The sequence below is a fragment of the Bifidobacterium sp. LH_558 genome, from assembly GCF_056356295.1.
On record NZ_JBKETZ010000009.1, the window covers coordinates 1 to 22,690 of the forward strand.

General features: G+C 56.5%; 20 protein-coding genes and 1 tRNA gene. 19 read left to right on the forward strand and 2 right to left on the reverse strand.

Going from position 1 to position 22,690, the window contains the following annotated elements; translation table 11 throughout:
- Nucleotides 1-223: 223 nt before the first annotated feature.
- Entirely contained in the window at nucleotides 224-2,689 is a 2,466-nt protein-coding gene (locus AC1AV0_RS10380; RefSeq protein ID WP_476573741.1) for a glycoside hydrolase family 31 protein, read from the reverse strand.
- Nucleotides 2,690-2,897: 208 nt separating this feature from the next.
- Between AC1AV0_RS10380 and AC1AV0_RS10385 the strand changes: the two genes are divergently transcribed.
- From AC1AV0_RS10385 to AC1AV0_RS10395, 3 genes are read left to right on the forward strand one after another with little or no spacing between them, the layout of a single operon-like run.
- Nucleotides 2,898-3,752 (forward strand): carbohydrate ABC transporter permease, encoded by an 855-nt coding sequence (locus tag AC1AV0_RS10385; RefSeq protein WP_476573743.1) that lies wholly within the window; start codon nucleotides 2,898-2,900, stop codon nucleotides 3,750-3,752.
- Complete coding sequence (locus AC1AV0_RS10390; RefSeq protein ID WP_476573745.1) at nucleotides 3,749-4,585, forward strand: carbohydrate ABC transporter permease; 837 nt, start codon at nucleotides 3,749-3,751, stop codon at nucleotides 4,583-4,585. The genes AC1AV0_RS10385 and AC1AV0_RS10390 overlap by 4 nt, the downstream gene beginning before the upstream one ends.
- A 5-nt stretch (nucleotides 4,586-4,590) precedes the next feature.
- Complete coding sequence (locus AC1AV0_RS10395; RefSeq protein WP_476573747.1) at nucleotides 4,591-6,003, forward strand: ABC transporter substrate-binding protein; 1,413 nt, start codon at nucleotides 4,591-4,593, stop codon at nucleotides 6,001-6,003.
- Between the two features lie 152 nt (nucleotides 6,004-6,155).
- Here AC1AV0_RS10395 and AC1AV0_RS10400 read toward each other — a convergent pair whose 3' ends face one another.
- Nucleotides 6,156-7,169, reverse strand: a complete 1,014-nt coding sequence (locus AC1AV0_RS10400) for a LacI family DNA-binding transcriptional regulator (RefSeq protein ID WP_476573749.1) — start codon at nucleotides 7,167-7,169, stop codon at nucleotides 6,156-6,158.
- Between the two features lie 330 nt (nucleotides 7,170-7,499).
- On the opposite strand from AC1AV0_RS10400, the gene dnaK reads away from it, so the two are divergent.
- From dnaK to AC1AV0_RS10480, 16 genes are all read left to right on the forward strand, one after another.
- The gene (gene dnaK, locus AC1AV0_RS10405; RefSeq protein ID WP_476573751.1) at nucleotides 7,500-9,356 is read left to right on the forward strand and encodes a molecular chaperone DnaK; all 1,857 of its coding nucleotides are present in this window, start codon (nucleotides 7,500-7,502) and stop codon (nucleotides 9,354-9,356) included.
- On the forward strand, nucleotides 9,356-9,982 hold the full coding sequence (gene grpE / locus AC1AV0_RS10410; protein ID WP_476573753.1) for a nucleotide exchange factor GrpE: 627 nt from the start codon (nucleotides 9,356-9,358) through the stop codon (nucleotides 9,980-9,982). The genes dnaK and grpE overlap by 1 nt, the downstream gene beginning before the upstream one ends.
- 159 nt (nucleotides 9,983-10,141) lie before the next feature.
- Entirely contained in the window at nucleotides 10,142-11,155 is a 1,014-nt protein-coding gene (locus tag AC1AV0_RS10415) for a DnaJ C-terminal domain-containing protein (protein WP_476573755.1), read from the forward strand.
- Nucleotides 11,156-11,230: 75 nt separating this feature from the next.
- Complete coding sequence (locus tag AC1AV0_RS10420; protein WP_476573757.1) at nucleotides 11,231-11,794, forward strand: heat shock protein transcriptional repressor HspR; 564 nt, start codon at nucleotides 11,231-11,233, stop codon at nucleotides 11,792-11,794.
- A gap of 212 nt (nucleotides 11,795-12,006) precedes the next feature.
- Complete coding sequence (locus tag AC1AV0_RS10425; RefSeq protein WP_476573759.1) at nucleotides 12,007-12,135, forward strand: hypothetical protein; 129 nt, start codon at nucleotides 12,007-12,009, stop codon at nucleotides 12,133-12,135.
- 120 nt (nucleotides 12,136-12,255) lie between these two features.
- Nucleotides 12,256-12,924, forward strand: a complete 669-nt coding sequence (locus tag AC1AV0_RS10430; protein ID WP_476573761.1) for an HAD family hydrolase — start codon at nucleotides 12,256-12,258, stop codon at nucleotides 12,922-12,924.
- 214 nt (nucleotides 12,925-13,138) lie between these two features.
- Nucleotides 13,139-14,689: an arabinosylfuranosidase ArfA gene (gene arfA / locus AC1AV0_RS10435; protein ID WP_476573763.1), complete on the forward strand. Its 1,551-nt coding sequence runs from the start codon at nucleotides 13,139-13,141 to the stop codon at nucleotides 14,687-14,689.
- 192 nt (nucleotides 14,690-14,881) lie between these two features.
- Nucleotides 14,882-15,919, forward strand: coding sequence for a LacI family DNA-binding transcriptional regulator (locus AC1AV0_RS10440; RefSeq protein WP_476573765.1), 1,038 nt, complete (start codon nucleotides 14,882-14,884; stop codon nucleotides 15,917-15,919).
- Nucleotides 15,920-16,036: 117 nt separating this feature from the next.
- Complete coding sequence (locus AC1AV0_RS10445) at nucleotides 16,037-16,714, forward strand: DedA family protein (RefSeq protein WP_476573767.1); 678 nt, start codon at nucleotides 16,037-16,039, stop codon at nucleotides 16,712-16,714.
- 134 nt (nucleotides 16,715-16,848) lie between these two features.
- Nucleotides 16,849-16,921, forward strand: a tRNA-Ala gene (locus tag AC1AV0_RS10450).
- 200 nt (nucleotides 16,922-17,121) lie between these two features.
- Entirely contained in the window at nucleotides 17,122-17,502 is a 381-nt protein-coding gene (locus tag AC1AV0_RS10455; RefSeq protein WP_476573769.1) for a hypothetical protein, read from the forward strand.
- Complete coding sequence (locus tag AC1AV0_RS10460) at nucleotides 17,502-18,044, forward strand: hypothetical protein (protein WP_476573771.1); 543 nt, start codon at nucleotides 17,502-17,504, stop codon at nucleotides 18,042-18,044. Before AC1AV0_RS10455 ends, AC1AV0_RS10460 begins: the two co-directional genes overlap by 1 nt.
- Nucleotides 18,045-18,892: 848 nt before the next feature.
- Nucleotides 18,893-19,915 (forward strand): endonuclease/exonuclease/phosphatase family protein, encoded by a 1,023-nt coding sequence (locus AC1AV0_RS10465; protein WP_476573773.1) that lies wholly within the window; start codon nucleotides 18,893-18,895, stop codon nucleotides 19,913-19,915.
- A gap of 604 nt (nucleotides 19,916-20,519) precedes the next feature.
- Complete coding sequence (locus AC1AV0_RS10470; protein WP_476573775.1) at nucleotides 20,520-21,449, forward strand: glycosyltransferase family 2 protein; 930 nt, start codon at nucleotides 20,520-20,522, stop codon at nucleotides 21,447-21,449.
- 15 nt (nucleotides 21,450-21,464) lie between these two features.
- The gene (locus AC1AV0_RS10475) at nucleotides 21,465-22,034 is read left to right on the forward strand and encodes a hypothetical protein (RefSeq protein WP_476573777.1); all 570 of its coding nucleotides are present in this window, start codon (nucleotides 21,465-21,467) and stop codon (nucleotides 22,032-22,034) included.
- A 41-nt stretch (nucleotides 22,035-22,075) separates the two neighbouring features.
- Nucleotides 22,076-22,687, forward strand: a complete 612-nt coding sequence (locus AC1AV0_RS10480; RefSeq protein WP_476573779.1) for a hypothetical protein — start codon at nucleotides 22,076-22,078, stop codon at nucleotides 22,685-22,687.
- The last annotated feature ends 3 nt before the right edge of the window (nucleotides 22,688-22,690 follow it).

Genomic DNA, 22,690 nt, shown 5'->3' on the forward strand with positions numbered 1-22,690 from the left:
CTTCCATAAGGCAAGCATCCCCGCGAACGACGCGGGCCGCGCGGGATTTCGCGCTCATTATTTATGACGAACGGAATCCAATTTCGCGCTCAAACATTACGACGAACGTCGATGGAATGGTACGGAATCTTCCAGTGTGCGAAAATGGTAGCGTCTCTGACCGCTGTCACCGCAAAGTTACTTGCGGTTGTGGCCAGAGGCGCTGTTGTCCGAGACGGTTTGGTCAGCTACGCAGCAGTACCTCCTCTAGTGCTTTCATTACAGAATCGGGCATATGCGAATCGGAGCAGTCCTCCATATCGGGGCCACTCGTATGCTCAAGGGAATTGAGTGCGGGAAGTGCCAGTGCTCCGTCCTCGCGAATGGCTGCATACGCTTTTTCTTTGGTGAGATATCGCATATTGGCATGGTGAAGCACTTCGTAGGAGTCTTCGATATACGGATTCGCCGCAATGCTCGCGCCTTCGAAATCGATGATTACCGTTGCGTTCGTCGGTGCTTCGGCGATGGACACTGCCATGCTGAGCGTTGCTGGGTCATAATGCGATGAAGCGGAGACCTGCTCGTCATTTACCGTGACTGTCGCGTCGCATTGTTTGATGCCTCGTAACTGTACGTTCCATGTGCGGTGCGAGGGGATTGCGTCGGTGTCGCCATGAGCGGCTTCGATGGCGAATCGCGCGCCTTCGGTCCCCCATACCAATGACATGTGAGTGCGGGCGGCTTCCGGCGCGGCTGGATTGGTTCCGTCGTCTTCGACGAGGGTGTATGCGCCATCGACACCGGGAAAGACGATGATGGCCAGCGAACGGGGGTTGTCGATGCTGTTGAGTGCATCGCCAATGGCGGTGGCGTCATCTTGCATAGGTATGATGGCTCCCGCCTTGGCGAAGACGGGTGTGCGATCGATGCCGCGCCAGACGGCGAGGCGGCGTCCTGAATCCGATTTGGCGACATATCGCCTGCCGTCGAAGAAATCGAACCATTCTCCTTGAGGGAACCAGACGTCCGCTGATGAGAGATGGGATTCCTTGTCGGCGGGATTCGTGATGGGCGAGACCAGCAATTCAGTGCCGAACATGAACTCGTTGGGCACGGTGTATGCCTCGTCGTTTTCTGGTGCTGTCCAATACATGGGCTCGACCAATGGCTCGCCTTCCTGCGAAGCCCGCCAATTCATAGTATGCAGATAAGGAATCAACGCATGGCGCAGTCGCAGCGCATCATTCATCGCGCTGCGTATCTGCGGCTGGAAATTCCAAGGCTCTTTGCCGTTGAACGGCGAGTCGGTGGAATGTAGGCGGTTGATGGGGCTGAATACTCCTAGTTGGTACCAACGCGCCTCGAGTTCCTCGTCTCGGTATCCGAACATGTGCCCACCGATGTCGTGGCTCCACCAGCCGTATCCGATGTTTGACGCGCAGGCGGTGAACATCGGCTGGAATCTCAAAGAATCCCACGTCACAATGGTGTCTCCTGAAAAACCTACAGGGTAGCGGTGCGATCCTGGGCCCGCATAGCGGCTGAAAGTCATTGGCCAACGACTGTCATGCTTCGAATCCTCGTAATGCATGTGGTTCAGGGCCCACAAGGGGTCGAGTCCGCGTTGACGGGTCACGCCACCCTGTTGCCAGTCCAGCCACCAGAAATCAACACCGTCTGCTTCCAATTTGTGATGCAAATCGAAATACGTTCGCATGAAGCGTGGGTCGGTGGGGTCGAATTCCACAGGGTCTTCGGTTTGCGGATCGATGCCCATGCTGTGGGCCGCATCCTTATAACCATCTTCGAACGCGCGTATGCCGTCGCGTGGGTGCACGTTGAGCGTGACTTTGTATCCGCGCTGATGTACCTGTTCGAGGAAAGCGGCTGGGTCGGGGAAGAGTTTTCGGTTCCATGTGTAACCGGTCCAGCCGGAACCGTATTTCGGATCGACGTCATCCACAAGATGCCAATCCATATCGATGACAGCGGTGGTGAACGGTAGATGCTCCGCTTCGAAGCGGTCGAGCAGTTGCAGATATTCGTCAGCGGTGTAACGGTGGAAGCGGCTCCACCAGTTGCCTAGCGCGTATTTCGGCAACAGTGGGGTGGGGCCGGTTAGGCGATAGAAGTCCTTCACCGCTTCGGCGTAGCGATGGCCGTGGCCGAAGAAATAGATATCTGTCTCGGCGTGATCCCGGGGCAGAATCCAAGTTTCCATCGGATTGCTTTCTTCGTTGATCATATTGTTTTCCGCGATGATATTCGTGGAAGAGTCATCCAGTACCGCCCAGCCGTCTCGAGAAACCACGCCGTTCTCGAGCGGGATTTCTCCGTCGGCCCAGTCGAGCGTGCGCGCCGTGCCATGAAGATTGCCATCTTGTGTGTCGCCATAGTGCCATGTGTTGGTTTTGGTGTTTTTCACCCCTTTGACGACGATGCTCAGCCCCTCTTTGCTGAATGGCTTCATGTCATAGGTGAGGCGCAGTGATTCGGTCTCTACCACAAGCAATCCATGCTGCTCGACTGCGGTGTATTCCGGCACGTATCCAAAATCTCGGTTGATCGCCAAAAGAGTCGCGTTGTCTTCGAAGGCGCCGGTGTCTGACCATTCGATGCGCAGCAGAGCGTCGGAGAGAATGCCAATGCGCCAGTGCTTGCCTGCGATAGTGGCGGCCGGATTCATAGATGGATGAAGATACTGCATACAGGTGTACTCCTTGATTTTAAAGGGTTCTTGATGTGCTGAATCATATATTTTTTTAACTCAGTTTGCAACTGTGTGCAGAGAGTGTTACTATGTGGTCTCACGGAAAGCATGAAGCTCTTCGCAAATGTATGAAAACTGTGCTGTGCACACGGTTTCATGGAAAATGTAGACATTGTCATCTCAGAGAGGAGACGGTGACTCACTTATGATCACTATGTCTGGGAAGGCGGTTCGCCGATGGTGGCCGCTGTTTGCGTTGCCCACTGCGGCGGCCTTCGTCGTAGGTTTTTTCATTCCGCTGATTATGGGCATCTATCTGAGCTTTACGAGTTTCAGGACGATGACCGATGCTCAATGGGTTGGACTCAGCAATTACGTCGCGGCGTTTAGCGACCAAGAGTTTCTCAGTTCGCTGTGGCGCACCGTGCTATTCACTGTGGTGACAACGGTCATCGTGAATGTCGTTGCCTTTTTCGTGGCGTTCATGTTCACCAAAGCCATGCGTGGCGCCAACATATTCCGCTCGGTGTTCTTTATGCCGAATCTTATCGGCGGTATTGTGCTGGGTTATATCTGGCAGCTGCTGCTCAACGGTGTGCTGTCAATGTGGGACAAGTCGTTGACCTATTCCGCCGTATATGGTTTTTGGGGCATGGTCATCCTGTTTTGTTGGCAACAGATCGGCTACATGATGGTCATCTATATTGCGGGGTTGCAGAGTTTGCCCTCCGATCTGATTGAGGCCGCGCAGGTGGACGGCGCTACCGGACGTCAGATTCTTTTCCGGATAACCATTCCGCTGATGATGCCTTCGATTACCGTGTGTAGTTTCCTGACTGTGGCGAACGGCTTCAAGATGTTCGATCAAAACCTTGCGCTCACTAATGGCGCTCCCTCGAACGCCTCCGAACTGGTGGCGCTGAACATCTATCGCACAATGTACAGCCGTACTGGTTTTGAGGGCGTCTCGCAGGCTAAAGCCGTGATCTTCTTCCTTATCGTGGCGATTGTGGCCTACATCCAGAATCGCATTACCACATCCAAAGAGGTGGCAGCATGACCGATAAACTCAAGCATGGATGGTTGTGGACGGCCATCTTCGCGGTGGTATCTCTTGCGTGGATTTATCCGATTATTCTCGTTTTTGTCAACTCGTTCAAAAAGCGTGCGTACATCTCCAAAAACGTATTCAACCTGCCGTTGGGCAAGGCTGCGGCCGGATTGGAGAACTATGAGCGGGGCATCGACAAGACGGACATCATCTCAAGCTTTGGCTGGACCATTGTGATTACGTCTGGTTCGGTCGTGCTTATTCTGCTGTGCTGCTCGATGTGCGCGTGGTGGATTGTGCGTGTGAGCAACTGGATCGCGAAAACCTTGTATCTGGTGTTTATCTTTAGCATCGTTGTTCCGTTCCAGATGGTGATGTTCCCATTGTCGAAGATCACGGACATGCTTGGGCTCAACACTCCGTGGGGTATGTGGGTCATCTACCTAGGCTTTGGTGCGGGACTGCCGGTGTTTATCTTCACCGGTATCGTTAAATCCATTCCGGTGGAGATTGAGGAAGCCGCAATGATTGACGGAGCCTCATCCTTGCGTACTTTCTTCACCATTGTGTTGCCGATGATGCGTCCAGGTCTGATTTCCGTAGGCATTCTTGAGATTATGTGGGTGTGGAATGACTTCCTGATGCCATATCTCTCGCTTGATCTGCAGGAGTATAAGACGCTGTCTATCGCTATCCAGTATCTGCGTGGCGGGTACGGATCCGTGGACATGGGCGCATTGATGGCGGCTCTGGTTCTGGCGATTCTGCCCATCGTGATCTTCTATCTGTGCTGCCAGAAGTACATCGTCAAAGGTGTCACTGCGGGCGCGGTGAAGGGCTGACGTCCGTGATTATTCATCAACTTCTCAACGCAACTCAACATAACAATAAGAAAGGAACAACTATGAAGACAATGAAGACGGTGGCCTCTCTGGCCGTCCTGTCGCTGGCGCTCGGCTCTTTGGCCGCATGCGGTTCCAGCACCGCCGCTGATCCCAGCAAGGGCAAGGTCTATTTTGTGAATAACAAGGCCGAAATCGTCGACCAGCTGGAGGATCTTGCCGAGCAGTACACCGAAGAGACCGGAGTGGAAGTCAAGGTGCTTTCCGCTGCGAACAACTATGACAACACGCTCGCTTCCGAATTGGCCAAGTCCGATGCTCCCACCATGTGGAGCATCACCGGATACCCCAATTTCGTGAAGTGGCAGGACTACATGGAGCCGGTGCAGGACTCCGCCGCCTACGAGCTGCTGACCGATGAGGGCAAGGCCAACTCCTATCAGGCGGATGGCAACTCCTATACTCTTCCGTATGCCGCAGAATGGTACGGCATTATTTATAACAAGAAAATTGTGAATGAGTATGCGCAGAAAGATTACGCGGTTATCGACTCTGCCGATGACATCACGGATTACGATACGTTGAAGTCCGTCGTGGAAAGCATGCAGGAGCACAAGGATGATCTGGGTATTCAAGGTGCCTTTGCGTCTCCTGGTCTTGACTCATCCGACGGATATCGTTTCGCCTCGCATATGTCCCGTATTCCGATTTCCTTCGAATACAGGGATTCCAACACCACTTTCAAGTCGGAGATCGAAGGCACCTACGTGGATAACTACAAGAGCCTTTTCGATCTGGAGATGAACAACTGCGCGACCGCGCGAAGCATGCTCACCTCGAAAACCTATGAGGATGTGACTTCGGAATTCTCTCTCGGTGAGGCGGTGTTCTATCCGAACGGCGTGTGGGCTTATACCCAGATCAAGGATAACGAAGTGGCCGATGAAGATCTCGGGATGCTGCCGTATTTCATGGGCATCGAAGGTGAAGAGGACTATGGTCCCGCAGGCATCTACGATGCCTCTTGGGCGGTGAACAAGAACGCCAGCGATGTGGATAAGCAGGCGACCTTTGATTTCATTGAATGGCTGTTCAGCAGCGAAACCGGAAAGCAGGTAATGTCCAAGGAAATGGGCTTCTCTGTGCCGAGCACCGCGTATGGCGATGATGATCAGCCGGATAATCCTCTTACCGTGGCCGCCAAGGCTTACGAGAAGGAGGGGAAGACCGCGGTGCGCAGCTTCTCCACCCTTGATGCTTGGGGGCAGGGCGTGCTGGATGCACTGGTTGAGTATGTGAACGAAACCGGTGAATGGCAGGCTGTGGAAGATGCTTATGTGGATGGCTGGAAGAGCGAATGGGAAACCTTCCAGAGCACTGAAGGCACTCTGCCGGAAGCCACCGCTTTCGAGCAGTGATATATCTTCGCTTCACTAGCTAGCGTGGCGGCGGACGTTGGATTTCCAACGTCCGCCGCTCGTCTTTGGTTTGAGGCTTTGCTCAGTGGATTGTCAATCGGGTATGGCTGCGTTGGTTGTGTTGGTGTGTGGAAGAGGTGCTTAAGAAGACTCTACTGCCTAGGCGCTGGGGCTGTGGAGGACCGTACCAGCATCTCGAGGGGGAAGGTCTCGTATGGATTGTCCAACGTTTTGTTGGCTATGAGAGTGAGGATCTTGCTGGCGACGCTGGCGCCCATCGCATAAGGATCTTGGCGGATGGTCGTCAGTCCCAGCTCCATGGAAAAAGTGCTGTCGTCGAATCCGATGATGGAGATGTCGGTTGGAATGCGTAGGCCGAAATCGCGGAGTTTACACATAATGGGGATGGCGATGCCGTCTTCCTGACAGCAAATCGCTGTAGGCAACTGTGGGAGAGCCATGAGTTTGTTGAAAGTGATGGCCATATGGTCGTCATTGTCAGGGACCGTAACCACAACCGGCTCGATGCCTGACTCGTCGCAGATCTCATGGAATCCGCGCAGTCGTTGCGATGTGCTGAACGGCAATGATGACTGTGGGTCTCGGCAGATATATGTGATACGGCGGTGTCCAAGGGAAAGCAGATGCCGCATGGCCATTTTAAGGCCTTCGCAATCGTCGATGGCGGCCCATGCCTCCATGTCTGCATGTGAAGAGGTGTTGATTCCGGCGATGGGCACGTTCATGGTTTTCAATCGGCTCACCTCGTTGGAGTCAATGTTGAACGAGGGAACGACGACTGCGTCGGCGTTGCGTCGCGCGGGCAACGTGTCGAAGAACTCCTTGCGGTTTTGCGTGCCTCCGATGGGGTAGACGGAAAGGTCGTATCCCGCGGGGTGGAATACGTCATTCAATCCCGCGAATACGTTCGAATTGAACCATGTGGTGATGGTGGCGCTCAGCAATAGCGCGATGCGGAACGTCTGTCCTGATTTCAGAGCGATGGACGACCTCGAAACCGAGAAATTCATGGCTTCGGCGGTTTCCAGCACGCGCTTGCGGGTTTTCTCCGAGACCAGATCCGGGCGGGAGAATGCCCTGGATACGGTTGAGGGGGATACTCCGGCGCGCGCAGCCACGTCATATACAGAAACAGCGGATTCCATGCATTTCATTCTAAAGGGTGGGCCGCAACTTCTGCAAACGGATGCACTTTGAGTCGTCGGGGCTGGGCGTGCTGCCGGAGTGAATTAGGGGAGTGTTGTGCATCTTTGAAATAGTTTGAACTTGCGTCGCTGCGGCTCAACTTTTTTGTGTGGATGTGGGAATAAAAGTTGACTGAGTAAAGTTGAGTGGTGTAGGCTCAAGTTTTGGAACGGGTCGGAAGGCGGATCGCAAGAGCCGCCGGAGGCCCGAAGAGAAGACATGAGCGGGAAACCGTGAAACAACAACGCGCGGCGGCTAGACCGCGGCGCACAACATAAGGAGCACATAGTATGGCACGTGCAGTTGGCATCGATCTGGGTACCACCAATTCCTGCATCGCAACGCTGGAAGGTGGCGAGCCCACCGTTATCGTCAACGCCGAAGGCATGCGCACCACCCCGTCCGTGGTGGCGTTCAGCAAGTCCGGCGAAATCCTCGTCGGCGAGGTGGCCAAGCGTCAGGCCGTCACCAACGTCGACCGCACCATCTCCTCCGTCAAGCGCCACATGGGCACCGACTGGACCGTCGACATCGACGGCAAGAAGTGGACCCCGCAGGAGATCTCCGCTCAGGTGCTGATGAAGCTCAAGCGCGACGCCGAAGCCTACCTGGGCGAGCCCGTCACCGACGCGGTCATCACCTGCCCGGCGTACTTCAACGACGCCCAGCGTCAGGCCACCAAGGACGCCGGCACCATCGCCGGCCTCAACGTGCTGCGCATCATCAACGAGCCCACCGCCGCGGCCCTCGCCTACGGCCTGGAGAAGGGCAAGGAAGACGAGCGCATCCTGGTCTTCGATCTCGGCGGCGGCACCTTCGACGTCTCCCTGCTGGAGATCGGCAAGGACGACGACGGCTTCTCCACCATCCAGGTGCAGGCCACCAACGGCGACAACCACTTGGGCGGCGACGACTGGGACCAGAAGATCATCGACTGGCTCGTCAGCGAAGTCAAGAACAAGTACGGTGTCGACCTGGCCAAGGACAAGATCGCGCTGCAGCGTCTGAAGGAAGCCGCCGAGCAGGCCAAGAAGGAACTCTCCTCCTCGAGCTCGACCTCCATCTCCATGCAGTACTTGGCCATGACCCCCGACGGCACCCCGGTGCACCTCGACGAGCAGCTCTCCCGCGCCCGCTTCGAGGAGATGACCTCCGACCTGCTGGGACGCTGCCGCACGCCGTTCAACAACGTGCTGCGCGACGCCGGCATCTCCGTGGGCGACATCGACCATGTGGTGCTGGTCGGCGGCTCCACCCGTATGCCCGCCGTCAAGGAGCTTGTCAAGGAGCTCACCGGCGGCAAGGAACCGAACCAGTCCGTGAACCCGGATGAGGTCGTGGCCGTGGGTGCCGCCGTGCAGTCCGGCGTCATCAAGGGCGACCGTAAGGACGTGCTGCTGATCGACGTGACCCCGCTGTCGCTGGGCATCGAGACCAAGGGCGGCATCATGACCAAGCTCATCGACCGCAACACCGCCATCCCGACCAAGCGTTCCGAGGTGTTCTCCACCGCCGAGGACAACCAGCCCTCCGTGCTTATCCAGGTCTACCAGGGCGAGCGTGAGTTCGCGCGCGACAACAAGCCGCTGGGCACCTTCGAGCTGACCGGCATCGCTCCGGCTCCGCGTGGCGTGCCGCAGATCGAGGTCACCTTCGACATCGACGCCAACGGCATCGTGCACGTCTCCGCCAAGGACAAGGGCACCGGCAAGGAGCAGTCCATGACCATCACCGGTGGTTCCGGCCTGCCGAAGGACGAGATCGACCGCATGGTCAAGGAAGCCGAGGCCCACGAGGCCGAGGACAAGAAGCGCAAGGAGGATGCGGAAACCCGCAACCAGGCCGAAGCGTTCGCCTACTCCACCGAGAAGCTCGTCAACGACAACAAGGACAAGCTCTCCGATGACGTGGTCAAGGAAGTGACCGAGAAGGTCGAAGCTCTGAAGGAATCCCTGAAGGGCGAAGACATCGAGGCCGTCAAGACCGCCCAGACCTCCCTGATGGAATCCGCCCAGAAGATCGGCCAGGCCCTTTACGCCCAGCAGGGCGCCGAAGGTGCCGCCGACGGCGCCGCCGGTGCCGCGGGTGCCGGCTCCGACGATGACACCGTCGAGGCCGAGGTCGTGGACGACGAGGACAACAAGTGATGTCCGAGTTCAACAAGGATGACTATCTGAACGATCTGCCGGACGCCGACCAGGCCGCCGATCAGCCCGCCGCGGACGCGGGCCAGGCGGCCGAGTCGGCCCCGGCGGACGCCGGCGCTGCTGAGCCGGCCGAATCCACCGCCGACGGCGCGCAAGCCGAAGCGGATGGCGAGGCCGCCGACGACACCCTGACCCCGCTGGGCAAGGCCAAGCAGGAGGCCGCGGAATACCTGGAGGCCCTGCAGCGCGAACGCGCGGAGTTCATCAACTTCCGCAACCGCGCGCAGAAGGAGCAGGAGCGCTTCCGCCAGCACGGCATCATCGACGTGCTCACCGCCCTGCTGCCCGCCCTCGACGACATCGACCGCATCCGCGAACACAGCGAGATGGACGACTCCTTCAAAGCCGTCTCCGCCAAGCTCGACAAAGCCTTCGAGAAGTTCGGTGTGGAGAAGTTCGGCGAGAAGGGCGAGGACTTCGACCCGACCAAGCATGATGCGATCCTGCACAAGCCGGACGCGCAGGCCGAGAAGGAAACCGTCGACACCGTGGTGGAGGCCGGCTACCGCATCGGCGACCGCGTGATCCGCGCCGCCCGCGTCGTCGTCGCATCCCCCCAGAACTGATCGTGCCCGTCATCCGAGCGGAGCATTCCGTCCTCCCGAGCGGAGCATTCCGTCATTCCGAGCGTAGTCGAGGAATCTCTCGAGATCCTTCGACTCCGCTACGCTCCGCTCAGGATGACAAGGCAGAAAACAAACGACTTATAACGAAAGGAGGCAGTGATGGCTGAGAATGAATGGTTGACCAAGGATTTCTACAAGGTCCTCGGTGTCTCCAAGGACGCCTCGGAATCCGACATCACCAAGGCCTACCGCAAACTGGCCCGCCAGTACCACCCCGACCTCAACAAAACCAAGGAGGCCGAGGAGAAGTTCAAAGACATCTCCGAAGCCTACGACGTGTTGAGCGATAAGGAGCAGCGCCAGAAGTACGACGCCATCCGCCAGTTCGGCATGGGCGGCGCGCGCTTCGCGGGCGGCGGTGCGGGCGGCTTCGACGGCGCCGGCTTCTCCGACATCTTCGGCTCGATGTTCGGTGGCGGTGCGGGCGGCAACGGCTCGCGCATCCGCTTCCAGACACAGGGCGGCGGCCAGCCGAACCTCAACGACATCTTCTCGATGTTCGGGGGCGCGGCCGGTGCCGGCCAAGGCGGTTCCCCGTACGGTGCGGGCGCGCAGTACGGCTACGAGCAGTCGCCTCAGCCCGAGGACGGTGAGGATCGCAATTCGAAGATCAGCCTGACCTTCCGCCAGGCGGTGAAGGGCGCGACCGTAAGCCTCTCCGTCGACGGCAAGAAGTTCAAGGCCCATGTGCCCGCAGGCGTCAAGGACGGCCAGAAGATCAAACTCGCCGGCAAGGGCAAGCCCGGCCGCAACGGCGGCAAAACCGGCGACCTGTATCTGAACGTGTCCGTCAAAGAGGATCCCCGGTTCTCGATGCGCGGCAACGACATCGTCATGACCCTGCCCATCACCGTGGGCGAGGCCGTGTCGGGCGCGAAAATCGAGGTTTCGGACATCGACGGCAATCCCGTCACCTTCAAAGTGCCCGCCGGTTCGTCCAGCGGCAGCGAAGTGACGATTTCCGGCAAGGGCGTGCAGTCCGGCAACCGGTCCGGCGACCTGATCGGCCGCGTCGAGATCCACGTGCCGGCCAAGCCGGGGCTGGGACTCAAGCGCATGGCCAAGGAATTCGACAAGGAATCCGGCGACTTCGCCGAGACCTTGGAACGATAACGATACGGCTAACGTGCGGGCGGTCCTCTCTGAGGGAGGGCCGCCCGCACTGCACACCGGCAAGGAGGAGCGACTATGGCGCGACCGATACAACAGATGCGTCAGCTGTACGCGATGTGCGCGACGGCCCTCGTCATGGGCCGCGCCGATCTGGACGGCGCCGACGAAGTCGGATTTGACGTCTCCCTGCCTATTTTCTCCGTCGGTCAGGCCGCCGAACTGGCCGGCGTGCATCCCCAAACCCTGCGCCAGTACGACCGCGTGGGACTGGTGGTGCCGCAGCGCACCGAAGGCGGCGCCCGGCGCTACTGCCTGCGCGACATCGACCGTCTGGCGCAGGCCCAACGCCTCAGCCAGGATGAGGGCATCAACGTGGCCGGCATCACACGCATTCTGGAACTTCAGGAGGAGAACCGGCAATTACGTCGGCAGAACCGCAGGCTCCAGGCCGAAGGCGAAGACAGCGTGTTCGCCGCGGGTCGTGACGGCGACATCGTCGAGGTGCAGCGGTCCAACAGCGCCCGCATGTGGCGCAGGGCGTTGCGGCAGGATGCGCGCGCCTTGCCCGCCCGCCATGAAACGTATGACGAAAGCGACACGGAAGGGTCCAAATCCGTGGTTATTTGGGGATGGCGGTAGCCGTTCCCTTCGCCCCGAAAAATCCCCACCGTCCAGGGGGGGGGGTATCATTCCCCTAGAATTCCGTGAATGGTTCACCCGGATGGTAAGGGGCGATGATGGCGCGACAGTTGTTCTCCGCGCGCACGCGAAAGGCTTTGCTGTCGCTGGACGCCGTTGCGTCCGTCAGCGAAACCCGAATCACATATTCTGACGCCTTTCGCGAGGAATGCATGAGGCGTTACGCCCAAGGCGAGTCGCCATCCGCGATTTTCCGCGAAGCGGGACTGGGCCCCGAAGTCATCGGCTACAAGCGCATCGAACGCTGCATCTCCCGCTGGCGCAATAAGCAACCGCAATAAGCAATCGCAGTAAGCATTGCGATAGGCGATCGTAGTAGGCTGCGGCCAGCCTCGGCCTGTCGCGTGTGTTTGGTGAGATGGAACGGTACGTCTGTCACATGCGTCGCGCGGAGGAAAACCATGCTGCTGAAAGCCGTGTTCTGGGATCTGGACGGCACTCTGATCAATTCCGAACCCTACTGGCATCAGGGTGAGATCGCGATCGCCCGCGCCAACGGCGGCGAATGGGATGAGAATGACGGGTGGGAAGGGTCCGGCACGCCCGTTCCGGATGTGGCCCGCCGCATGATCGCCAAAGGCTGCACGCTCACCGTCGAACAGATCGACAAGCAGCTCAAGGATTACGTGTATCAGGCGGAGGTCGAGCGCCTGCCGTGGATCGACGGCGTGCAGGAGGTGCTGCGCTCGCTGAAGGACGCCGGCATCCCCTCGATGCTGGTCACCACCTCGCCCCGACGTATGGCCGAGAACATCATGGCGCAGACCGACGGGCTTCTTGCGGGGTATGTGTGCGGCGACGATCCGGTGGCGCATAAGCCCGACCCCGCGCCGTATCTGACGGCGGCCGCGCGCTTGGGCATCGAGCCGGCGGATATGCCGTATTGCGTGGTGGTGGAGGATTCCATGACCGGCATCAAGGCGGGCGCGGCCTCCGGCGCGACCACAATCGCCCAGACCGGGTGGATTCGCAACGACACCTCGATGGGGCCGCAGTTCGCCTCGATCTCCTCGTATGAGGGAATCGACGCGGCCGCGCTGGACGCGTTCGTGCGTCAGCGTGTCGCCTGAAAACCCAACGATATTTCAACGTTGTACTGCTTGCGCTTGCAAGCGTTTCGCAAGCGGAGTATTCTCTGATTATCACCAGAAGTACAAGGTTGTACTAACAACCGGAAACACCACAGGCCGCAAGGTTGAGCCTCTTCAGTGAGTGTGGTGCGGCCTTCTGTTGAAAAACAACGTTGTATTAAACGAATGAAGCGCTATCGCTGAAAGGGCGGAGATGACACAGCAGAACGAGACGACCCAGGCCCGCCTGGTCGTGGATAACGAATTTGAAGTGGCCCAGGTCAACGACCGTCTGTTCGGCTCCTTCGTGGAGCATCTGGGCCGTTGCGTGTACGGCGGCATCTACGAGCCGGGCCACCCGACCGCGGATGAGGACGGATTCCGTCAGGACGTGATCGACCTGGTCAAGGAGCTGGGTGCCACCGCCATCCGCTACCCCGGCGGCAACTTCGTCTCCGGCTATCGTTGGGAAGACGGCGTCGGCCCCAAGGAGAGCCGCCCCCGCTGCCTCGACCTGGCCTGGCACTCCACCGAAACCAACGAATTCGGCCTGCACGAGATGGCCAAGTGGCTGAACAAGGCCGGTGGCAACGAGCTGATGGAGGCCGTGAACCTCGGCACCCGCGGTCTTGAGGAAGCCCTCGACCTGCTGGAATACGCCAATATCCCCTCCGGAACCAAGCTTTCCGACGAGCGCCGCGCGAACGGTGCCGAGGAGCCGTTCGGCATCAAGATGTGGTGCTTGGGCAACGAAATGGACGGCGACTGGCAGACCGGCCACAAAACCGCCGATGAATACGGCACGCTGGCCGCCTCCGTCGCGCGCGGCATGCGCTCCCTCGACCCGGATGTGGAGCTGGTGGTGTGCGGTTCGTCGTCCCACGGAATGGACACCTTCGGCACGTGGGAAGAGACCGTGCTGCAGAAGACCTACGAACTGGTCGACTTCATCTCCTGCCACGCCTACTACCATCCCGAACTGCAGGAGGACGGCTCGCGCGACATGGTGAGCTTCATGGCCTCGGGCGAGGATATGGACGGCTTCATCAAAGACGTCGCCGCCGCGATCGACGCCACCAAGGCGCGCCTGAAGAGCAAGCATGAGGTGTTCATCTCCTTCGACGAATGGAACGTGTGGTACCTCAACGAGGAGCCGAGCAAGAACCCCGAAGGCATCGGCAACTGGCCGGTGGCCCCGCGTCTGCTGGAAGACGTGTACACGGCGGCCGACGCGGTGGTATTCGGCGACCTGCTGATCACGCTGCTTAAGAACGCCGACCGCGTGCATGCCGCCAGCCTGGCGCAGCTGGTCAACGTGATCGCGCCGATCATGACCGAGCCGGGCGGCCCCGCATGGCGTCAGACCACGTTCTACCCGTTCTCCCTGACCGCACAGCTCGCCAAGGGCGGCACCGTGCTCGAGCCCAAGCTCGCCTCCGGCACCTTCGACACCCCCCGCTATGGCGAAGTGCCCACCGTCAACTCGGTGGCCGTGCGTGGCGCGGACGGTTCGGTGAACGTGTTCGTGGTGAACCGCTCGCTCGAAGCGACAGCCGAATTCGAAGTCAAACTCCCCGCAGGATTCGAGGGCACCGACATCGAAGCCCAGACCCTGCACGAGGACGACATCCTGGCCTGCAACACGCTGGACGACCAGAACCGCGTGACCCTGCGCGCCAACGACAGCGTCGCCTTCGACGCCGCCTCCGGCACCGTGCGCATGACCCTGCCCCCTGTCTCCTGGACCGCGGTGCGCGTGAAGTAGTCGCTTCGCGACAGTGAACACTGACAGCCATGGGCCGGCCCCGATGTGACGGGCCGGCCCATGGTCGTATTCGCGATGCTTCATATGGGGATGAGGGATGAGCCCTATGGAGACGTGCGACAATGGATAGCGGTTCGCCTGAGCCTGCGAGGGCGCGCGGCATAAGCATGAGCATGAACAAGGAGGTCGGGCATGGGTGGTCGTGTGACGATCAAGGACGTGGCCCGTGAGGCCGGGGTCTCCATCAAAACGGTGTCCAACGTGCTCAACAACACCGGCAGCATGCGTCCGGAAACGCGGCAGCGCGTGGAAGAAACCATGCGCCAGCTCGGCTACACCATCAACATCTCCGCGCGAGCCATGCGCGGCTGCGGAACACGGCTGATCGGATTGGGTATTTTCGATTTCTCACAGCCCTTCGCGCCGTATCTCGCGGACATCGTAATCAACTACGCGCGCGAGCGGCAGTATGGCGTGATCATCAACACCTATGGCCAGGGAGGCGAAGGTATCCCGACCATTATCGAAGACACCTATCGTCTCGGCGCGGACGGCTGGCTTCTCTTCACCGAACGCCCTTTGCTGGACGAGGGGGCGGTGTTGGAACAGCCATATCCGGTGGTGGCGATGGGCGATTATCTGACGCATGGCAAAGCGGATCTCGTCACCATGCCTAACGCCGAAGCCCTGGCACACACCACCGAACTGTTGGTGCGCGGTGGGTGCCGCAGCGTCGCCCTGCTCGGGACTCCTGAAGGTTTGGGTAGGGATGAGGTGATGTCCGCCGTGGAAGGCACGTGCGCGCTGCGTACCCAGGGGTATCTGAACGGTCTGGCCGCGTGTGGTCTCGAGGCGGATCGGCGGCTGATGGTGCCGGTTTCGGACTGGAACCAGGCCGGCGGCGTGCAAGCCGCGGCGGAACTGCTGGATTCCGGTATGAAGCCCGACGCCATTATCTGCTTGAACGACGCCATGGCGTTGGGCGCGATGCATGAGCTGCAGCGACGCGGCATCCGCGTGCCCGACGATATGCAGGTCATCGGCTTCGACAACGTGCCCGAAGCGCGCTATGCCGTGCCCGCGCTCACCAGCATCGACCCGCACGTCGAAGAGTATGCGAAGAAGGCGGTCGATATGCTGATCGAGCGGATTGAGGGATACCGCGGCCCCGCACGCACCTTCGTCACGGATTTCAGCCTCGAGGAGCGCGCCTCCACCCTGCCGCGTTGAGGCGTTTGACGCTGTAATTGTGCAGGTTTATGCGGGTTTGTTGGCTTAGCGTCGGCTGCTGGTAGGGTGGGGGAGGTTTGGAAATATGACCCCGTACCTTAGAGGATGAGAAATCTCATGGGATTTGTGAATTTTATCGTTGAACTGCTGAAGGATCCGCGCGCCGCCATCGCCAGCTGGATCGCCATGGGGGTGACCCCCACGCTCGGCTTCATCTTCCTGATCATCTTCGTCGAAACCGGCGTGGTGTTCTTCCCGTTCCTGCCCGGCGACTCCCTGCTGTTCGCGGCCGGCGTGTTCGCCGCTCCGGATGAGACCGGCAAGGCCGCGCTGCCGCTGATGGCGCTGCTGCCGGTGGTGTGGATCGCCCCGATTATCGGCGACCAGTGCAACTACTTCATCGGCCACTTCTTCGGACGCCGCATCATCCAGTCTGGCAAGGTCAAGGCCATGACCCCTGAGCGCATCGCTAAAACCGAAGGCATGATTGAGAAGTGGGGCCCGCTTGCGGTGTTCCTGGGGCGTTTCTTCCCGTTCATCCGCACGTTCATGCCGTTCATCTCCGGCATCTCCGGCATGCGCTGGAGCCGTTTCACGCCATTCTCCGTGCTGGGCGGCATTGTGTGGTCCACGCTGTTCACGCTGCTCGGCTACTTCTTCGGCGGCATCCCCGCCGTGCAGGATCATTTCGAACTGGTGATCGTGCTGATTCTGGCGGTTTCCCTGCTGCCCACGATCATCGGCCTGCTGAAGGCTAAGTTCGGCAAGAAGAAGCCTGCCGAGACTGCCCAGTAAATCGATGCGATGATTCGACGTAGTGATTCGACGTGGCATTCCGTGCGCGACACGGAAGCCACGTCGAATTGCGTTTGGCTAGAGGTCGTACTAAAGTTACGTGAGTTGCCTTGCGGAGCAAAGCAACAACCCAAGGGGCTGTAGCTCAGTTGGTAGAGCGCTTCGTTCGCATCGAAGAGGTCGTGGTTTCGATTACCATCAGCTCCACGAGAGACCCTCCGGAATTCCACCTCCGGAGGGTTTTTCATTACCGAAACGTTGAAATTCCGCCGTTTCTCTCTTTCGCTCGGTTGTGCGTAGAAGTACGCTGAAGTACGCCAAGTCAACGTTTAGGTACACAGAGAGGTAGGGCTATAGGCCAATTACGTGTCTGAACCGTCTGATTTCACGCCCATGGCGAGTTTGGTGTGTCGGATTCGCTGGAGAAGGCCATTTTCCCACACCAAACTCGCGGATCAAAGGTTTTAGCAAAGCCTGTCTCGGCGACCCGACACACCAAACTCACTTATTGGACGAATGACGATCTGAAGTGGCTCGGCGAGAAGTGGTGGACTGAGCAAATTAAGTGTATGCTTGTGGACGCTGGAGGACTTGTTGGCGGAAAGGGGGAGAAAATGTCTGTGCCGGTGACCGCTCCTTCCGGAATGGAGATTAGTCTGCGCGTGACTCCCCAGGACGCCTTCGATTTGTTGAAGCAGCAGATTGACCCCATGACAGGGTTCGATGAGGATACTCGGCCTGTATGGGTAGATGATTCGGCATATCTGAGGACGCTGTTGGAGAGCTGATGCGCCCCACGGTATGTGTCATCTTCGATTGCAATATATACATTGATGTGGCTTTGGCTCTTGGAACCGGTGCCAAGCAAACTGATTTACGCACATTCGAGGCCGCGAGCAGGCCTTTGCAAGCGGAAATCGACTCGTTCCGTGCTGTTATTAGCGGACAGTTTGGCCCCTATGGTCTTGTGTTAGGTAGCTCGTCCCATATTCGGGAAACCGTAAAACATCAACTTTCAAAGCAGCACGGGTGGCCAGAGCGGAAAACCGATCTTTTCCTTAGTGAGTTTCATGATGAGTTGGTTGACATTGTTCTAACAGGATTTGTGGGGGAGGAACACGTGCCGCCGCTGGATCATGAGGATGGTGTCGTGTTCGGTACCTGCCATGAGATCAGCAATAGGGCAGGAATCATGCAAACGATTCTTGTGACGCGAGATCGTCAATTCATTGAATCGATGAGTTCCATCCCCTCTCATACTACTGTTCTGCATCCGCTGGGATTCATGAAGATGTGCGAGGCAGCTCGTCGATTCGTCCGGCCCATATGAGTTGTCAAATGTGTCCGCATCCCCTACCCCCGGAAGCCAAGCATTTGCTCGCCTCGCTTGTGGAAGAAGGTCTTGTCGTTCGCGAGGGAGCGGCTCGCGCCACCCGCTACAAGCTCAAGTAGAATTCCCACTCATGTTAAGGGCATGAGTGGGTCTTTGTGTTTTCCGCTTGCGTTCGCGTTTTTCCGCTTGTTTTCCGCTCGTTTTCCGCTTGCGTTTATGTTTTCCGCTTGTTTTCCGCTTGCACAAGCGGATTCCAGATACGTCACGTGACGCTGCTCTTATGGGAGCGTTCAAGAAGCGTTATAAGGATGCATATCTAATGCCGCAAGTCTAGAAGTCACTGAGGATAAATGCAGCAATGATAATGTGCTTCTCTCCTTGTGATGGAGCATTGCGGGAATCTGGGGTTAGTGTGTGGTGTTGTGCGAAAGATGCTGTTGCCGAAATGAAGTCGGGTTAAGCTCGGAGGAGTTGGTTGACGGTAAGGGGATTGTATGCCGGAATTTGATTTTCAGCGCAAACAGGCCGAGGCGCAGGCAAGTGCTGGCCAGACAAGCCATGCTCCGATTCCGGATGAGTATGTCACCGCGACTATACCGATGAGTTCGGCTTCGTCGCCTACTTCGACACCGGCGAGTCCGCCGAGTTTCAGTCCGGCGAGTGGTGTTTCCTCCGCTAGTCAGCCGTATGCGCATGCGGGCCAGGAGAATAGAAACGCCCCGCAATGGAACGAACTGGTTGGCGAGACGCGGGCGATGCCAGTTGCGCAGCAATTCGCGCAACCCCAACAAGTCCAGCAGCCATATGGCATCCCGTCCGCCCCTCGCCGCAAGAAAGGCAATCCGGTGACACGTTGGATCACAGGACCCGCCAAGCACGGATTCCTGAGCTTCTGGCTGTGGATGTTGACGCTGCCATGCGTGGGCATTATGGCATTGCGCTCGCTGCCGGAATCCGATCAGGATGGGCGCGCCCTGCCGGAGATCATCGCATTCGTGCCCATATTCGGCATTCTTTCCGCGGTCATTCTTGTGCTGGCTGTGCTGTGGCGCCGTTGGCTGCTTACCGCCGTGTCGCTGGTGTGCGTGGTGATTCAGATAAGTTGGCATATCGGTTTCTTCGTGCCGTCCGCCTCCATTTCGGATTCCGCCCGCCAGACCGTGCAGACCGCGGCCAGTGTTGACGACAACGTGGCCCGCATCATGACCCTCAACACCAAGGAAGGCCAGGCCAGCGCCGCCAGCATCGTCGCCACGGTGCGCGAGCAGCATGTGGAGGTGCTGGCTTTGCAAGAGGTGCATCAGAGCCTGCTGGATGAGCTGCAGGCGGCGGGAATCTACGAGGTGCTGCCGTATATGGTCACATCGATCGCCACGGACTCCGACAACGGCGGTATGAACGTGCTGTTCACGATGGCTCCGATGGGCAACATCTCACAAAGTCTGCTGCCGATCGAAACCTCTCAGATGCCCGCGTGCACCATCATCATCGGCTCTACGCAGGTGCGTTTCGTCTCCGCACACCCGAATTCGCCCACACGCGGCCAGCAAGGCCTGTGGAGTGAGGGCTTGGGCACTATCGGCAGTTTGAAGGATTATGACTGGACCTACGTGATCATGGGTGATTTCAACTCCACGTGGGACCATCCGCGTTTCCGGAGCTTGCTCGGCGACCGTTTTGTGGATGCCGGCGAGCAGGCGGGGGAGGGCTTCCACTTCACCTACCCCAGTAATTCCAAGATTCCTTCGGTGATTGAGATCGACCACATCATTCACGACAAAGGCGTGACAGTGGCCGATCTCGATACGGTCGAAATCGCCGGCACCGACCATAAGGCGCTGCTGGGCACGCTGGAGACGGATAACTAAAAAGCTCCTGTCTCCACGACACCCCAAGTTAGTGCTGGTTTTCAGCACTGGTACTGACTTGGGACGCGTCGTTGCAGGTTCGACGTCTGGACTGTACGCAAACTGGCCCTTGCACACCAAAATGTGAAGAGCCGGTTATTCGGCGCGAACGAGAGGAAGTAGGGTGTGCAGGGACCGTTGGTGCAATCGAGGTTTCAGATTTGGTCGCTGCCTGTAGTAATGCGTCGAACGATTCAGCATCACGGGATAACATGCTTCCGCCCCCCTCACACGTGTCGTGGGCCAGATTGACGTGCTTTTCCAGGACTGTTGGAAACTTGTTTTGCGTTGCACGTTCATATGAAGGAGCACTAGACTTGACAGAAAGGATTTAAATGAATCATTCTGTACTGTTCGAAATCTCTGCCTTGGTAGTCGATGACAATGGCTTCATGACCCTTTTCCGAGCCAGCGTCTGGGCGCATAAGTCTGCGGGGCGAAGCCGGAATTGTATGCACAGTGGAAAATGACAGTGCCTACCTTCATGTCGAGTTTCCTTTATCTACACCTAATATCCTAGACATAGGATATGTCTCCGAGACAATCATTTCGCGTATATACGATTATGACAAAGCAATGGTGTTTTTCGTATCTGTCGGCTAAACTTATCGCCATGGGAAAAGAAACTGGAAGTTATCTGACGAGAGTCACGTACCCCAAAATGAGAGATGCGCGTGCGGCATTTGTGATTTTAACTTGGAATTCTGCCCAGTATATTAGTCAGTGCTTATCTTCTGTTCTGCAGTTACCGTTTCAAGAGCTCATTGTTTATGTTGTGGATAACGGATCTCAGGATGGGACGATTGGTGTTTTGCGTGATTTCTCACAGAAACATCATGAATTGCGAATTGTAGAGTTAGATGAGAATAAGGGCACAACTGTTTCGCGTAATATCGTACTTGCTGAGTTAGTAGACAATGCAGAAGTTGACTATGTCTGTGTTTTGGACTCCGATACCATAGTGAACTCGGAGGCTTTTGAAGAGCTCTGCGAAGTCTACGTAAGAGATACTAGGAATACGATTGGTGTCCTAGGCCCGCGAATGCATAATGCAGATTCCGAGTATCAGCTTTCAGGCCGCAATTTGCCGACTGTGTGCATTAAGTTGCTCAAAGCGTTTCCGCTTGCTGTATGTAAAAAGAAGGGCGCCAATATGGAGATTCCCTCCTCTCCACTAGTTAATGGACTACAAGATGTTGGTTATCTTCTTTCGGCTTGCTGGTTTATGCCACAAGGTGTTTTAAGAAGAGTTGGATTATTAGACGAAAAGATTTTTTACGCTCCTGAGGATGTTGATTATTGTGTTCGTGTCCATCAGTCTGGACTTCGTGTGGTTTTTTGCGCTAAAGCAGACATTGTGCATTTTTATCAAAGGATTTCGCATAAAAAAATAATTAGCCGAACCAATGTGAAGCATATTGTAGGACTTGCATATTTTTTCTCTAAATATAGATACTTGTTTAGAGCACCAAAGTTCAATAAAAACTTTGATTGAAAGTAGTCGTGACTAATGGGAAGATATTACGCAGCCAAACATGTTAATTCTCAAAAAGAGTTGGGTAAACTGTCTTATGATAAGCTTGCGTTTCTGATATTGAATTACCTTATTCTTATAATATCATCAGCGATAGCATATTGTTCTTCCTTAAGTTTTATTCGAGAAAATGAAGCTGTTTTATATTACAGACTACTACTGATAGTGGCTTTGATTTTGGCTTGCCTTACAAAATTTTTTTACCATTATGTCATGTTTTCTCAAAAGAAAGCTGAATTAGTTTTTTGGGGGGCGCTGGGACTTATCGTCGGGCTCTACACTGTTGACAGTAAACATATTTTTCTAATAGTGCCCTTCTTTTTGGCGATAAGTTTTCTCCATGATACTTTTTCGATTGTTGTTTTCCAGGCAATGGTAGTAAGCATCGGAAGTTATGTTGTAGCGATTCTATGTGCTTGGGCGTCAAACGGTTTCGTCGTTCCTGACAACTTTGGTTTTTATCATGCCAACGTTCAGTACGGGTTTGCCTGTGGCTGTATGATTCTTTATGTTTTATATTGTGCGATAAAAAAAGTTTTGGAATAGGCTATTATCTTTTTATATTTTGTATGCTTTTATGGCAAGGTATGACGACTATGTCTGCGGGCGGGATTATTACTAATATCCTGTTTCTCTTTGTTCCTTTGTTATTGAAGATAAAATTGAAAGATGTTGTCTGGGTATTTGCGCTTTTGCTACCTTGCTTTGTTCCTTATTTTCTTACTTTGGGCTATAGGGTTTCTGGTGGAGTATATGGCGATGGGTTTTTTCAAAAAATAAATTACTATTTCAGTTCGCGTTTATATATATGGGATCTGGCTCTTCAGCAATTTCCAATAACTTTTACAGGTTTAGATTCCTTAATCTTTCGTGATTTTGAAACTGGTGCTGGATATTCGATGCCTATAGATTCACTATATATTATGGCTCCTTTATCTTTTGGTCTCATATTTGTCGTTAGTTATTTGGTGATTGTTGTTTCGCTACCGTCAGCGTCTTTTTTCTGTTCTAAAAAAAAGTGCAGATCTGTGGTATCTGTTCTGTGGTTGCTGGAAATTGTTCAGATATATGGCATTGTCGAAACACATATCTCTGAGTATCAAGTGAATCCTTTGCTTTGGATAATTCCTGTAGTGGTTTATAAAATGGTGCTGATACGTACTCAGCAGAGGGTGCTTCCTGTGGAAGGTGAGGACTAGCGC

Bases quoted from the DNA above. Each gene is read 5' to 3' on its own strand.
- AC1AV0_RS10480 (WP_476573779.1), top strand. From the start codon at position 22,076: ATGACGACTATGTCTGCGGGCGGGATTATTACTAATATCCTGTTTCTC.
- dnaK (WP_476573751.1), top strand. From the start codon at position 7,500: ATGGCACGTGCAGTTGGCATCGATCTGGGTACCACCAATTCCTGCATC.
- AC1AV0_RS10440 (WP_476573765.1), top strand. From the start codon at position 14,882: ATGGGTGGTCGTGTGACGATCAAGGACGTGGCCCGTGAGGCCGGGGTC.
- AC1AV0_RS10385 (WP_476573743.1), top strand. From the start codon at position 2,898: ATGATCACTATGTCTGGGAAGGCGGTTCGCCGATGGTGGCCGCTGTTT.
- AC1AV0_RS10460 (WP_476573771.1), top strand. From the start codon at position 17,502: ATGCGCCCCACGGTATGTGTCATCTTCGATTGCAATATATACATTGAT.
- AC1AV0_RS10415 (WP_476573755.1), top strand. From the start codon at position 10,142: ATGGCTGAGAATGAATGGTTGACCAAGGATTTCTACAAGGTCCTCGGT.
- AC1AV0_RS10445 (WP_476573767.1), top strand. From the start codon at position 16,037: ATGGGATTTGTGAATTTTATCGTTGAACTGCTGAAGGATCCGCGCGCC.
- AC1AV0_RS10470 (WP_476573775.1), top strand. From the start codon at position 20,520: ATGACAAAGCAATGGTGTTTTTCGTATCTGTCGGCTAAACTTATCGCC.
- AC1AV0_RS10475 (WP_476573777.1), top strand. From the start codon at position 21,465: ATGGGAAGATATTACGCAGCCAAACATGTTAATTCTCAAAAAGAGTTG.
- AC1AV0_RS10400 (WP_476573749.1), bottom strand. From the start codon at position 7,169: ATGGAATCCGCTGTTTCTGTATATGACGTGGCTGCGCGCGCCGGAGTA.
- AC1AV0_RS10430 (WP_476573761.1), top strand. From the start codon at position 12,256: ATGCTGCTGAAAGCCGTGTTCTGGGATCTGGACGGCACTCTGATCAAT.
- AC1AV0_RS10380 (WP_476573741.1), bottom strand. From the start codon at position 2,689: ATGCAGTATCTTCATCCATCTATGAATCCGGCCGCCACTATCGCAGGC.
- grpE (WP_476573753.1), top strand. From the start codon at position 9,356: ATGTCCGAGTTCAACAAGGATGACTATCTGAACGATCTGCCGGACGCC.
- AC1AV0_RS10425 (WP_476573759.1), top strand. From the start codon at position 12,007: ATGAGGCGTTACGCCCAAGGCGAGTCGCCATCCGCGATTTTCCGCGAA.
- arfA (WP_476573763.1), top strand. From the start codon at position 13,139: ATGACACAGCAGAACGAGACGACCCAGGCCCGCCTGGTCGTGGATAAC.
- AC1AV0_RS10420 (WP_476573757.1), top strand. From the start codon at position 11,231: ATGGCGCGACCGATACAACAGATGCGTCAGCTGTACGCGATGTGCGCG.
- AC1AV0_RS10390 (WP_476573745.1), top strand. From the start codon at position 3,749: ATGACCGATAAACTCAAGCATGGATGGTTGTGGACGGCCATCTTCGCG.